The sequence below is a fragment of the Paraflavitalea soli genome, from assembly GCF_003555545.1.
Classification (GTDB): Bacteria; Bacteroidota; Bacteroidia; order Chitinophagales; family Chitinophagaceae; genus Paraflavitalea; species Paraflavitalea soli.
In genome coordinates this window covers 6,332,113-6,344,959 of record NZ_CP032157.1, presented here as the reverse complement: position 1 = coordinate 6,344,959, position 12,847 = coordinate 6,332,113, and the positions used below count along the sequence as shown (strand labels likewise).

General features: G+C 46.8%; 10 protein-coding genes. 6 read left to right on the top strand and 4 right to left on the bottom strand.

The window, feature by feature from the left end:
- Positions 1 to 39: 39 nt before the first annotated feature.
- Complete coding sequence (ligA, locus tag D3H65_RS24280) at positions 40 to 2,142, bottom strand: NAD-dependent DNA ligase LigA (RefSeq protein WP_119052789.1); 2,103 nt, start codon at positions 2,140 to 2,142, stop codon at positions 40 to 42.
- Positions 2,143 to 2,339: 197 nt separating this feature from the next.
- On the opposite strand from ligA, the gene rlmD reads away from it, so the two are divergent.
- The 5 genes from rlmD to cysS all read left to right on the top strand — a co-directional run bounded on the left by rlmD (position 2,340) and on the right by cysS (position 8,404).
- Positions 2,340 to 3,779, top strand: coding sequence for a 23S rRNA (uracil(1939)-C(5))-methyltransferase RlmD (gene rlmD / locus D3H65_RS24275; protein WP_119054642.1), 1,440 nt, complete (start codon positions 2,340 to 2,342; stop codon positions 3,777 to 3,779).
- A gap of 14 nt (positions 3,780 to 3,793) precedes the next feature.
- Positions 3,794 to 4,594, top strand: a complete 801-nt coding sequence (locus tag D3H65_RS24270) for a rhomboid family intramembrane serine protease (RefSeq protein ID WP_119052788.1) — start codon at positions 3,794 to 3,796, stop codon at positions 4,592 to 4,594.
- Positions 4,595 to 4,806: 212 nt separating this feature from the next.
- Complete coding sequence (locus D3H65_RS24265) at positions 4,807 to 5,628, top strand: rhomboid family intramembrane serine protease (RefSeq protein WP_162915793.1); 822 nt, start codon at positions 4,807 to 4,809, stop codon at positions 5,626 to 5,628.
- An 8-nt stretch (positions 5,629 to 5,636) separates the two neighbouring features.
- Complete coding sequence (locus D3H65_RS24260) at positions 5,637 to 6,761, top strand: endonuclease/exonuclease/phosphatase family protein (protein ID WP_119052786.1); 1,125 nt, start codon at positions 5,637 to 5,639, stop codon at positions 6,759 to 6,761.
- Positions 6,762 to 6,907: 146 nt separating this feature from the next.
- Complete coding sequence (cysS, locus tag D3H65_RS24255) at positions 6,908 to 8,404, top strand: cysteine--tRNA ligase (protein ID WP_119052785.1); 1,497 nt, start codon at positions 6,908 to 6,910, stop codon at positions 8,402 to 8,404.
- A gap of 74 nt (positions 8,405 to 8,478) precedes the next feature.
- Here cysS and mnmD read toward each other — a convergent pair whose 3' ends face one another.
- Positions 8,479 to 9,168, bottom strand: a complete 690-nt coding sequence (mnmD, locus tag D3H65_RS24250; RefSeq protein ID WP_119052784.1) for a tRNA (5-methylaminomethyl-2-thiouridine)(34)-methyltransferase MnmD — start codon at positions 9,166 to 9,168, stop codon at positions 8,479 to 8,481.
- A 60-nt stretch (positions 9,169 to 9,228) separates the two neighbouring features.
- Between mnmD and D3H65_RS24245 the strand changes: the two genes are divergently transcribed.
- Entirely contained in the window at positions 9,229 to 9,837 is a 609-nt protein-coding gene (locus D3H65_RS24245) for a DNA-3-methyladenine glycosylase family protein (RefSeq protein ID WP_119052783.1), read from the top strand.
- A gap of 19 nt (positions 9,838 to 9,856) precedes the next feature.
- On the opposite strand, the gene D3H65_RS24240 is transcribed toward D3H65_RS24245, so the two are convergent.
- Entirely contained in the window at positions 9,857 to 10,321 is a 465-nt protein-coding gene (locus D3H65_RS24240; protein WP_119052782.1) for an RDD family protein, read from the bottom strand.
- Between the two features lie 190 nt (positions 10,322 to 10,511).
- The gene (locus tag D3H65_RS24235; protein WP_119052781.1) at positions 10,512 to 12,674 is read right to left on the bottom strand and encodes a S46 family peptidase; all 2,163 of its coding nucleotides are present in this window, start codon (positions 12,672 to 12,674) and stop codon (positions 10,512 to 10,514) included.
- Between the last annotated feature and the right edge of the window lie 173 nt (positions 12,675 to 12,847).

Sequence of the window (12,847 nt, the reverse complement as noted above, 5' to 3'; positions counted from 1 at the left end):
GATATGCGAAAATCAAATCATTTGTAAGAAAGATGTGAATTAGCGGTTAACCAAGCTCAGGAACTCTGCCTCGGAAATGATCTTGATGGAGGTGATCTTCTTAGCCTTTTCCAATTTGGATCCTGCCTCTTCACCAGCCACCAGATAGTTGAGTTTACTACTCACGCTGCCTTGTAGCTTACCTCCATTGGATTCTACCAAAGCCTCAGCCTCACTGCGTTTCAGGGTAGGCAGGGTGCCGGTAAACAAAAACGTTTGTCCTGAAAGGTTGCCGTCAACGACTATATCTTTTTTATCATTTTTCAACTTCAATCCCAAGGTCTCCAGGTGCTGAAGCATACTGATGTTATCGGGATTACGGAAAAACTGGTAGATGCTGCCTGCTACCTTAGGTCCCACGTCCTCCAGTGCCTGTAATTCTTCAAGCGAAAATTGAGCGAAATCAAGCAAATGCTTTACTGCGTGGGCAAGGGTTTTGGCGGTTGTTTCGCCTACGTATCGAATACCAAGTGCGAATATGAGCCTGTGCAGCGGCTGTTCTTTCGAGGCAGTGATAGCGGCCTGGAGGTTGGTAATACTTTTCTCACCAAAGCCTTCGAGGCCTCTTATTTTATCAAATGGTAATGTGTAGATACCGGGAATGTCTTTGAGAAAACCCAGGTCATAAAACTTCTGTACAATGGCTTCACCAAGGCCGCGTATATCCATGGCATCTTTGCTGGTGAAGTGGAAAATGCGCTGCAGTACCTGTGCTTCGCAATTAATGTTCACACAACGCCATACGGCCTCATCAGCGGTCTTGACCAATTTATCGTGACAAACGGGGCATTTTGTAGGGAACACAATGGGTTGTTCTTTTCCTGTTCTAAGCTCGGGTAGTGATTTTACTATATATGGGATCACATCGCCCGCACGCTCTACCAGTACAGAATCGCCAATCATGAGGTCTTTTTCGCGGATCACTTCTTCATTGAACAGGGAAATAGAGCCCACGGTTACGCCGCCAATGGGCACTGGTTCTATTTTAGCTACGGGGGTCACGGAACCGGTACGGCCCACCTGGAACTCTACGGCTTTAAGTTTGCTGGTGGCCTGCCGGGCTTTGAATTTATAAGCCATGGCCCAGCGCGGGTGGTGGGTAGTCATGCCCAATTGATCCTGCAATTCCACCTTATTGACCTTGATTACCATGCCATCAATTTCATAAGGAAGGTCATCACGTTTTTGCTCATATTCATGGCAATACTTTACGACAGCATCGATGCCCTTGAAGACCATCTTTTCTTTCATAGGGCTACGGAAACCCAGCTCCCACAACATTTCCAGGGAACCGCTGTGCGTTTCGAGGAGTTTATGAACGGGGGCTCCGGGCAGTGTAACGTAGTAGCTGATGTTGTACAGGAAGGCTTCCAGGTTACGCTTGCTTACTTCTTTGGGATCTTTGATGCGCAAAGAACCAGCGGCCGCATTGCGTGGATTGGCTAATGGAGCAAGGCTTTGTTCGATCAGCTGATCGTTGTATTTTTTAAAGTTGGCTTTTGTCAGTAATACTTCGCCTCTTATTTCCAGCTGCTGGAGTCCATAGGCTGAGATCTTTGCGCTCAGGGGTACGGAGCGTATCTGTTTTATATTGGTGGTTATTTCGTCGCCCTGAACGCCATCTCCACGGGTAGCTCCCCGGGCCAGGAGATCATTTTCATAGATCAGGGATATGCTGGCGCCATCAAATTTAGGTTCCACGCAATACTCAATATTGTCCATTTTGGCCAGCTCCCTGTTCTTGCGGTCCCAGTCGACCAAGTCCTGCTCATTGTAGGAATTTTCCAGGGAAAGCATGGGTACGAGGTGGGGGGCCGGGGGAAAATCTTTGGTAAGGCCTTTGGCCACGCGCATGGTAGGTGAATCGGAGGTAATGAGCTCCGGATGCTGAGCCTCTATTTTCTCCAGGGCTTTGAACAACTGATCATATTCGTAATCGGCCACCAGGGGATCATTCATGATGTAATAGCGGTATTCATGAAAGCGCAGTACCTCCCTCAGCTCGTTCACCTCATTGGCGGGGTTTATTTTATCCTTTGTGACCTTCTCGAGTAAAGTGATGGTGAGCTGTTGCAATGATTTGGTTTGGCCAGTGGAGTACATAAAAGGTTGGTTATGTGTTTGTGGGTAAAATTAAGAAAGAGCTATGAGAGAATACAGAATACAGGAGACAGAATACAGAACGTAGGGAAGCAAGGGAGCAGAGGCGTGGAGGCAAGTGGAAAGGGGTAGCCGGCAAGTGGGATATGGGTTTAGGTGGAAAAGCTGGATGCTCCGGGGCTATCCGTTATCTTTGCGGCATGAGAAAAAAGAATGTGGTACTGCAAAAATTGGTGGTACAGGATTATGCGGCTGAGGGTAAAGCGCTGGCTAAAATAGATGGAAAGGTGGTTTTTATTTCAGGGGCGGTACCGGGTGATGTGGTGGATGTACGCTTATCCAAGAACAAAAAGGAATGGGCGGAAGGAAAAGCTGTTCATTTCTATGCGTTTTCCAAAGACAGGGTAAGTCCTTTTTGCGAACATTTTGGTGTTTGCGGGGGTTGTAAGTGGCAGATGCTGCCCTACGCCAAACAGCTGGAGTATAAACAACATGAGGTAGAGCAAAACCTTCGGCGCATTGGCAAGGTAGAATTACCACCCATCGCGGCTATAGCGGGCTGTGAAAGCACTGAGCGCTATAGGAATAAGCTGGAATTCACCTTCAGCAACCGCCGTTACCTGTTGCCGGATGAAATCGCTAATGCAACAGCGATCGACCAGGAGAGCGCGCTGGGGTTCCATGTGCCGCGTCTGTTTGATAAGGTGATTGATATCAATACCTGCCACCTGATGGCGGAGCCTACCAATGCGATCAAGAATACGATCCGCCGCTTTGCGATGGAGCAGGGATATAGTTTTTACGATATCCGGGAGCACCAGGGCTGGCTGCGCACACTGATCATCAGGGTTTGTACCACGGGAGAAGTGATGGTGAACGTGTGTTTCGGGTACCATGACCAGGAGGCGCTTACCAGGCTGTTTGACCATTTGCTGGCAACAGTACCGGGAATCACCACGCTGCTGTATACGATCAATCCTAAAAAGAATGATACTATTTATGACCTGCAACCGCGGGCATATTATGGAAAAGGATATATTACAGAAAAGCTCGAAGGGCTGCGCTTCAAGATAGGTCCTAAGTCCTTTTTCCAGACGAATACACGGCAGGGGGAAAGATTATACGAGATAACACGTGATTTTGCTGAGTTGACGGGGAAGGAGACGGTTTATGATCTTTATTGTGGTACAGGCAGTATCGGGTTGTTTGTGAGCCAACAGGCGGCAAAGATCATAGGAGTAGAAGTGATTGCCGAGGCGATTGAGGATGCCAAAGAAAATGCGGCCCTCAATAATATTGAGCACGCACAATTTTTCGCCGGAGATGTTATAGATATTTGTAACGATGCTTTCTTTGCCCATCATGGTAAGCCGGATGTCATCATCACGGATCCTCCAAGGGCGGGTATGCATGAGAAGCTGGTGCAAAAGATATTGGATATGGAAGCGCCGCTGGTGGTGTATGTGAGTTGTAATCCGGCCACGCAGGCCAGGGACCTGAATAAGCTGGATGAGAAATATGTGGTAACCAGGGTACAGCCGGTGGATATGTTCCCCCACACGCATCATATCGAAAACGTGGTGCAACTAAAGCTCAGAAACCAAGACATTACATTTGTAACATCTAAAACAGCATTATAGTGTATCCGAACCGAATGTTTTTGCCCTTAACGCCTGTAGTTAAAAACCTGCTGATCGTTAATGGTCTTATTTTCCTGGCACAAATTACTTTTCAGAATAAGTTTCCCGTAGATGAATGGTTTGCCCAACACCATTTCCTCTCCAAGGACTTCCGTCCGCATCAGCTGCTCACCTATGTTTTCATGCATGGCTCCTTCCAGCACTTGTTTTTCAACATGCTGGGGTTGTTTATGTTTGGTACCAAGCTGGAGATGGTTTGGGGGGCTAAGCGGTTCCTTACCTTCTACCTGATCTGCGGGATCGGTGCGGGACTTATCAGCGGCCTGGCCACGCTGGTGGAAACCTATCCGGTGATCAGTGACCTGAACTTTTTACAGGATCACCCTACGGCCCGGAATTTTAATATGCTTTTAAGCAAATATGATTGGATCAGGGTGGGAGTAAATCCCGCGTTTACGAATCTGGTGAATGCCAATCCCAATGCACCCGGAATCGGGCAGGAAATCATAAGTTTTGTTGACCAGGCCAAGACTGCAGCCACCGCCGGACAAATGGTAGGAGCTTCGGGCGCTCTTTTTGGCATCCTGGCAGGTGTTGCTTACCTGTTTCCCAACGATATGGTGATGATCTACCTGCTTTTCCCCTTGAAAATGAAATGGCTGGTGCTTATTTATGGCGGAATTGAACTCTGGTCTGCCATTCAAAACAACCCGAATGACCAGGTAGCTCATGTGGCCCACCTGGGGGGTGGCCTGGTAGGCTTTTTGATAGTGTATTTCAGTTATCGAAGAGGAAACCGGCGTAAATTATTCTAAGGACAACTTTAAAGGCTTTTCTACTGTTAAATAGCTAATAATTACCAATATCGTAATGCCCCAAAGAGGCGTTGTGAGCAGGGTTTTGTACATTCACCAAAAATATTTTCGTGTTGCGGGAAGATCGATACAGGAAACGCATTTTGCTTGGCCAGGATGGTAATGCATTGGTTTTATTGCTGGCTATATTGGCCATTGTATTCTGTCTTTTTATGTTTTTATGGATAGTTTACTGGATGTCGGGCACCAGTAAAGCGGTTTATGAAGCAGATATCCTCAACTGGTTTGTTTTACCTTCCAACCTAAGCACGCTGGCCAGCCGCCCCTGGACGATCTTCACTTATATGTTTATGCATGTAGAGCCGATGCACCTGATCGGGAATGTGCTGTGGCTATGGGCCTTTGGTTATATTCTACAGGACCTTTCCGGCCCCAGGAAGATCATACCCTTGTTTATTTATGGGGGATTGGCTGGTGGGGTATTTTATGTTATCAGTTACAACCTGATCCCGGTGCTGGCAGGGGTTGCTCCCTTCAGCCATCTACTGGGTGCTTCGGCCGGGGTAATGGCCATCGCTATTGCCACTACGGCACTGGCACCTGGCTATCGCATTTTCCCCATGATCAATGGAGGTATACCGCTGTGGGTGCTGACGCTGATCTTTGTGGTACTTGATTTTGCCATGATCACGGGCAGTAATACGGGTGGCCACCTGGCGCACCTGGCAGGCGCTGCAACCGGCTTCATTTTTGTACACCAACTGCGCAGGGGACGTGACTGGAGCGCCTGGATGAACAGGTTTTTTGATTGGGTAAATAACCTGTTCAATCCCGATAAGCGGAGTTGGAAAAAGACAGCTAAGGACGAACTGCATTATAAATCGAAGGGCACCCCGCCTTATAAAAAGATTCCCAATATTACTCAGAAGCGTATTGATGAGATATTGGACAAGATCAACCAACAGGGATACCGCTTCCTGACAGAAGAAGAAAAAGAAATTTTGAAGCGGGCCTCGGAGGATGAAGAGTTGTAAATTTAAACATGGCCATACGAACCATCGCGAAGCGTTTTTTTATCATTTTTCACATTGGTATAGCAGCACTCTTCCTGCTTTCCTGTGCCAATGCTTTCCTGCATCCTGAAAAATGGTGGTTCTTTGCGCTGCTGGGCCTTGCATTCCCCTTTCTGCTTATACTGGTGATCATTTGCCTCCTTTTCTGGACTTTGTTCCGATCGCGCTGGGCATTCCTTTCGCTGGCGGCTTTGATACTGGGGTATAGCAATATCCGGGCGCTTATTGGTTTTCATCCGGGCGGTTTTACTACTACTAAAAAAGAAAAAAACATTCGCATCCTGACCTGGAATGTACGCTGGTTCGATGAACAGAAACGCATTACCAAGGGAGCCTACCCAAGCCGCAAGCAGATGCTTGCTTTTATTAAGGAACAGGACCCTGATATCCTGTGTTTCCAGGAATATTTTGAAACGAATAAAGTCAACTACAGCAATCTAAAGGATATTCAAAAAATGAATTATCCTTATTTCTATAAAGTGATCGACTATGGCCGCAAGGGCGGCCCTATGGAAGTAGGGGTAGCTATTTTTTCCCGGTTTCCCATTGTAGATAGCATGCGCATCAGGTACCCCGGGCCAGCACAATTACGGGCTGCAGAAAGTCTTATATTTTGTGATATTATGGTGCCGGGACAAACGATACGGGTATTCAATACGCACCTGCAATCGGTATTGTTCCAAAAGGAAGATTATGAGCGCTTGCGCATTATCAGAACAGCGGATGACAGTATCCTGGACGCCTCCCGCTCTATATTGAAAAAGCTGCGACAGGGATATGCCTCCCGCGGCAACCAGGTGGATATTGTACGGGAGCAGCTGGATAAAAGTCCTTATCCGGTGGTCCTTTGCGGGGATTTTAATGATGTGCCCAACTCTTACACTTATTTTCATATACGGGGCGACCGCCAGGATGCTTTTATAGCAGCCAGTAATGGGATCGGACGTACCTACCGGGATGTGGCCCCCACGCTCAGGATAGATTATATTATGGCCGACAAGCGGCTGGAGGTGGCTCAATGCAAACGGTTTGCTATTCCCTATTCGGATCATTACCCGGTATTGGCGGACCTGCAGCTGAAGGCCCCTGAATAAATTCCCTATATTTGCTTATGGCATTCCCATTCTTTCCCTCCCGCTGTTTTCTCTGTCCTGTTGTGACAGGATAAATCTATTTTTGTAATGCCCGTACTGAATATTTCCATTTAATATAATTCGCAGATTGATATCAACGATTTTTTATGAGTGAACTGAAAGTCCTGAATTCTTATACAAGGCAGAAGGAAGTGTTTACCCCCATTACTCCGGGGCATGTGGGCATGTATGTGTGCGGTCCTACTGTAAGTGGAGAAAGTCACCTGGGCCATGCAAGGCCCTATATTACTTTTGATGTGGTGTACCGTTACCTCACGCATCTGGGTTATAAGGTAAGGTATGTGCGCAATATTACAGATGCCGGTCACTTTGAAGAAGAAGGCCGTGCAGCGGAAGACAAGATCGCGAGTAAGGCGGTGCTGGAGAAACTGGAACCGATGGAGCTGGTACAGAAATATACCAATTTGTTTCATTGGGCCATGCTTGAGTTCAATAACCTGGAACCAAGTATTGAGCCTACGGCTACAGGTCATATTGTAGAGCAAATAGAAATGATCAAGAAGATCATGGCCGATGGATACGCCTATGAAGTGAATGGCTCGGTATACTTCGACGTAAAAAAGTATGCAGAACATTATCCCTATGGTAAGTTAAGTGGCCGTGTATTGGATGAACAGCTGGAAACCACCCGGGACCTGGAAGGGCAGGATGAGAAAAGGAATAAGCAGGATTTTGCTTTGTGGAAAGCTGCGCCGCCTCAGCATATTATGCGGTGGGTAAGTCCCTGGGGAGAAGGTTTTCCCGGCTGGCACATAGAATGTTCTGCCATGAGCACCAAATACCTGGGCACTGAATTCGACATACATGGCGGTGGTATGGACCTGCAGTTTCCGCACCATGAAAGTGAGATTGCGCAAAGTACGATCTGCAATAAACATGTACCGGCCCGTTACTGGATGCATAACAATATGATCACGGTAAATGGCAAGAAGATGGGCAAGGCGTACAACAACCAGATCAAGCTTACAGAAATGTTTGCTGGTACGCACCCATTGCTGGAACAGGCTTATAGCCCGATGACGATCCGGTTCTCTATTTTACAAACGCATTACCGCAGCACGCTCGACTTCAGCAATGAAGCACTACAGGCGGCGGAGAAGGGATTGAAAAGGTTGTGGGAAGGGTATGAACACTTGAAGAATTTAGCATACAGCATACAGCATACAGAAGCGTTTGAGCAGGAATTAGACGCCAAGATAAACAGGTTGTTGACGGAGATGGATGATTTCATGAACGATGATTTCAGTACAGCCAAGGTATTGGCCAACCTGTTTGAAATACTTCCGGTGATCAATTCGATGCGGGATAAGCTTTATGCTGTAACGGCTATTTCACAAGCTACTTTTACCCGGCTGAAACAATACTTCAAAGCTTACCTGGAAGATATCCTGGGATTGAAAGGGGAAACGGCTAATGAGGATGGGAAACTGACAGGGGTGTTGGATCTATTGATCGAGATCCGGAAGGATGCTCGGGGCCGCAAGGACTTCGCGACTTCGGACAAGATCCGCAACCAGTTGCAACAACTAGGCATCCTGCTGAAGGATGAGAAAGACGGCAGGGTGAGTTATTCGTTTGATTAAGCAGCTACGAGCGGTGAGCTACGGACTGCAGGGACCAGGCTTTGGAACTCCTGACTAACTTTAGTGTCTTTAACTTAAAGAGCAGAACCCTCTGTTGGTTTTATAGCCCTTACCATTTCTCTTTTGCCGGGCGGGCCGGGTATTTTTTCCACGATAAAGCCAGCCGCTACCATGGCACGGCGCACATCTCCTTTGGAGCAGTAGGTAACCAATATGCCTCCTGCTGTTAGCAGGTTGAACAGATGGGTAAAGGCCTCTACCGTCCACAATTCCGGCTGGGCGCCCGGGGCAAAGGCATCGTAGTAGATCAAGTTGAAAGGCTGGGAAGTTGAAAGGTTGAAAAGGAGTGTGTGGTCTTTCTGAATAGTGAACCAGGAAGTAAGGGGGATGGGTTGATCCCAAGGGGTGGTATGCAGTTGCCCAAAAAGCGGTTTCAGTGCTGGCAGTTGTAATTGCTCACAGTAATTGAGCCGTGCTACCATGGCTGCTTCCAATGGGTAAGCTTCTACGGATCGGTAATGTATCTTTTGTTGGTGGTCCTCTGCTTCTATGAGTGTGAGTAAGGCATTGAGGCCAGTACCGAAGCCCATTTCGAATATATAAAGGGTTTCCTGCCGGTGCAGCAATGGTCTTAATCCGGCTTCAATAAACACATGCCTGGATTCCTGAATGGCGCCGTGTTTTGAATGGTAGGTAACATTCAGCTCCGGAATGGCTACGGTTACTGAACCATCCGATGTTATCATGATCTCCCTTTCTGCCATGGTGCAAAGCTATTGCGCTGCTACAGCATCAGCAAATTTCATAATTTAGGTAAATAGTCTATGCCATACAAAGAACACCTGAGTAAAGATAAACGCTTCAAAAAGCTGCTAGAAAAACATGAGGGCTTTACGCTTAAGAAGCGCAAGAATATCTGCATTTACCTCTGTGCTTCTATTATGAGCCAGCAATTGTCGACCAAGGTGGCGGATGTTATTTACCAGCGCTTCCTCCAATTATATGACGGCAAGGAGCCATCAGAACAACAGATACTGGATACGCCTTTGCCTACGCTCAGAAGTATCGGCTTATCGAATGCCAAAACCAATTATGTGCACAATGTTGCCCGCTTTTCTCTTGAGCAGGGAATGGACCACAAGAAGCTGCATAAGATGGAGAATGAAGAAGTGATTGCCTACCTCACACAGATAAAAGGGGTGGGACGCTGGACGGTAGAAATGCTCCTGATGTTTGCGCTGGGAAGAGAAGATGTGTTTTCGATCGATGACCTGGGCATTCAAAATGCCATGATCGGCATCTACAAACTGGAGCGTACTGATAAGAAGAAATTCAAGGCGGACCTGTTGCGTATTTCTGATAAATGGAGCCCTTACCGCACCTACGCCTGTATTCATTTATGGCATTGGAAAGACAATAGTCCGGCCAAATAACTATCTGCAGGGAAAAATATTATCGCTTTCTTTCTTTGATCACGCGGGTCTCCGTCCACTGATCATGGAATGGAGTTCCTACACAACCCGTTACATATTCCAATGGGATCATGCGCATGACGCCTCTCCGCAAAGCATCACCCCAGCTAAAGGAGAAGTTGCGCTCGTGTATTACGCGGGTACGGGTGATCAGTTTGCCCAAAGTCTTGCCTTTGAAAAGGCCTTCCACGATCAGCATGTAGAAACCATACAGGACATGCACCAATACAAAATCTGAGATATCCGACATGCGCTCCAATGCCTGGAACACCTTCGTGCCATAAGCAGAAAGGGCTATCAAAAAAATTAAGGCAATGATAATAGCGTAAAAGCTAAGCAGGTCAATAATGTAGTTCACGAAACGCAACTCTACAGTTGCATCCTGGTGGGATGTATATTCCTGTTCGATATCCTGCAACAGGTTTTCACTGGCGGTTGGGCTCATTACTGGGGTCGCTTGGTTGGGTTCGAGTATCTAACGTTAAATAACGAAAAATATTTGATATATAAAAGAGGACAAATACGTTGATTTGATTTTTCTAGGTGTAAATGCCTATTCCAGCCATAAAGAAACCCTGTAGCAAGTGCCTGAAAGGGGTGTCGCTACAGGGTTTTAAAAAATAAGACCTTGGGGTCTATTTAACGAGCTTCAGTTCTTTAATGATATTGGAAGCGCCGCCCAGTTTGTCGATACACCAAAGTACGTAGCGCACATCCACACAAATGGTACGGTTGTACACAGGGTCGAAGGCTATTTTATGGCTAAGGGCCTCATAGTTGCCATCAAATGCCAACCCAATGAGGTTACCGCTGCCATCTATGACGGGAGAACCGGAGTTGCCACCGGTAATGTCGTTGGTCGTAATGAACCCTACTACCAGGTCTTTGCGGGCTGCATCTGCATACTGACCATAATCCTTCTTCTTAGCCAATTCCAGGAGTTTGGCCGGCAGATCGAATTCGTAATCACCGGGTTGGTATTTTTCCAATACACCGCCCATGGTGGTCACATAATCATACTTTACGGCATCGCGTGGCTGGTAACTTTTTACATTGCCATAGCTTACGCGCATGGTAAAAGTGGCATCGGGATACATTTTCTTCGCCTTTACGGTATCCATATTTAAGATACCCTTGAGATAAAGCCGGCCCAGCTCGGCATTTTTTGCATTGAACTGCTGAGCCTGGGGCAGGTATTTTCCTACCCAGTTCTTTACAAAGGCAGTAGCGGTAGCATAAGCCGGATCGGCCTGCAATACGGTAGCATCGGGGTTATTGGTAAAGGCATTCCACTTGTTCTCATCCAGGATGAGGGTGTTGGTAAACAGGTTGTTGGCAAACTTTTTATAAGATGCTTCGTCTTTCAGGTCACCATAACTGCCCCGCAGGCTTTCATAAAACCCGATAGGATGTTGACTTTTGTCAATATCGTTGTAAAACATCATGAGCACTTTGGCCACGATGTTCTGGTCAGATACTTTGTTTTCACTTTCCAGGAAGTTGGTCCTGGCAGTTTTGGCAGCATCCACGGCTTTTTTGATGTCGGCGGAACTGCCTTTTTTTACGATGGCATTCTCTACCTGCTGAAGGCTGGCGGCAAATGCCAGGAGGGGTGAACCAAAGATGCCTTCATTGAGGTATACCTGGTGTTTACTGTAGGGCCTCCAGGCATCATAGGCGGAAGACCAGTCGCTGAAGATATTTTGATATTCAGGCTTGCCATTGGCCCACTGCTGGAATTTGGTTTCGGCTGCTTTTTTCTGATCATAGATATCATATTTGATCAGCTGTTTTGTTTCCCCATCAAAAAACTTCCAATAGTTGGCAATGGAGGCATAGCTGGAGGCCAGCTTCAATTTGATAGCCGGGTCGTTCTTCATTTGCTCAAACATATATTTGAGCCTGATGTCGCGCAGGTTGACCAGGGAAGGATTGCTGATGTCTATTTTTTGTTTTACACCAAAAGAAGACTCATAGCGATTGGTGCCGCCGGGGTAGCCATAGATCATGGCATAATCACCGTCCTTAACGCCTTTGATGGAAACAGGCAGGAAGTACTTTGGCTTGAGGGGTACATTGTCGGCAGCATGGGCAGCAGGCTGTCCGTCTTTGGAAGCATATACACGGAAAACAGAGAAGTCGCCGGTATGACGGGGCCATTCCCAGTTGTCGGTATCACCACCAAATTTACCAATGCTTTCAGCGGGAGCACCTACCAGGCGGATATCGGTATAACGCTGGTATACGAATACCAGGAATTGATTGCCTTTGAATAAGGGGCTTACCCTGGCTATGATGCTTTTAGACTCATCAGAATATCTTTGATTCACGGCGGCTACGGCTGCATTGACCTTCGCAATACGATCGGCTCCTGTAGCATCTTTGGCAGCTTCTTCTATTTCTTTTGTTACATCTTCAATCTTCAGGAGAAACTCTACATACAAACCTTGTGATGGGATCTCTTCGCCTTTGCTTTTTGCATAGAAACCATCCTTCAGGTAGTTATTGGTTACTGAACTGGCCCTGGCGATGGCATCATAACCACAATGGTGATTGGTAAAGATCAATCCTTCATTGCTTACTAACTCACCTGTACAGCCACCATTGAAAATGATGATAGCGTCTTTAATAGAGGCTTTGTTGATATGGTACAATTGGTCTTTGGTCAATTTGAGACCACGTTTTACCATGTCATTATACACTTGCTGCCCCAGGAGCAATGGCAGCCACATGCCTTCATCGGCCCAGGACTTGAATACGGAGATCATTAAAGCAATCGCTATGAAAAGCTTCTTCATAAAGAGATTATTTTAGAAGGCAAACGTACTTGAAAATTTTGTATTCAACTGAAATATTGCGGATTCATGCATGGGCTGAAAGGCAGCGCGGGCAAAGGATACCGACAATCCGTAATAACCGGCAATAAAAAATTATAGATGGCCTGATTGTAATTTCCTGTAATGGGAATCGT

What these genes read in the sequence shown, in the direction of transcription:
- mnmD (WP_119052784.1), bottom strand. Translation starts at nt 9,168, where the DNA reads ATGGCAGAAAGGGAGATCATGATAACATCGGATGGTTCAGTAACCGTA.
- D3H65_RS24240 (WP_119052782.1), bottom strand. Translation starts at nt 10,321, where the DNA reads ATGAGCCCAACCGCCAGTGAAAACCTGTTGCAGGATATCGAACAGGAA.
- D3H65_RS24235 (WP_119052781.1), bottom strand. Translation starts at nt 12,674, where the DNA reads ATGAAGAAGCTTTTCATAGCGATTGCTTTAATGATCTCCGTATTCAAG.
- cysS (WP_119052785.1), top strand. Translation starts at nt 6,908, where the DNA reads ATGAGTGAACTGAAAGTCCTGAATTCTTATACAAGGCAGAAGGAAGTG.
- D3H65_RS24245 (WP_119052783.1), top strand. Translation starts at nt 9,229, where the DNA reads ATGCCATACAAAGAACACCTGAGTAAAGATAAACGCTTCAAAAAGCTG.
- D3H65_RS24270 (WP_119052788.1), top strand. Translation starts at nt 3,794, where the DNA reads ATGTTTTTGCCCTTAACGCCTGTAGTTAAAAACCTGCTGATCGTTAAT.
- rlmD (WP_119054642.1), top strand. Translation starts at nt 2,340, where the DNA reads ATGAGAAAAAAGAATGTGGTACTGCAAAAATTGGTGGTACAGGATTAT.
- D3H65_RS24265 (WP_162915793.1), top strand. Translation starts at nt 4,807, where the DNA reads ATGTTTTTATGGATAGTTTACTGGATGTCGGGCACCAGTAAAGCGGTT.
- D3H65_RS24260 (WP_119052786.1), top strand. Translation starts at nt 5,637, where the DNA reads ATGGCCATACGAACCATCGCGAAGCGTTTTTTTATCATTTTTCACATT.
- ligA (WP_119052789.1), bottom strand. Translation starts at nt 2,142, where the DNA reads ATGTACTCCACTGGCCAAACCAAATCATTGCAACAGCTCACCATCACT.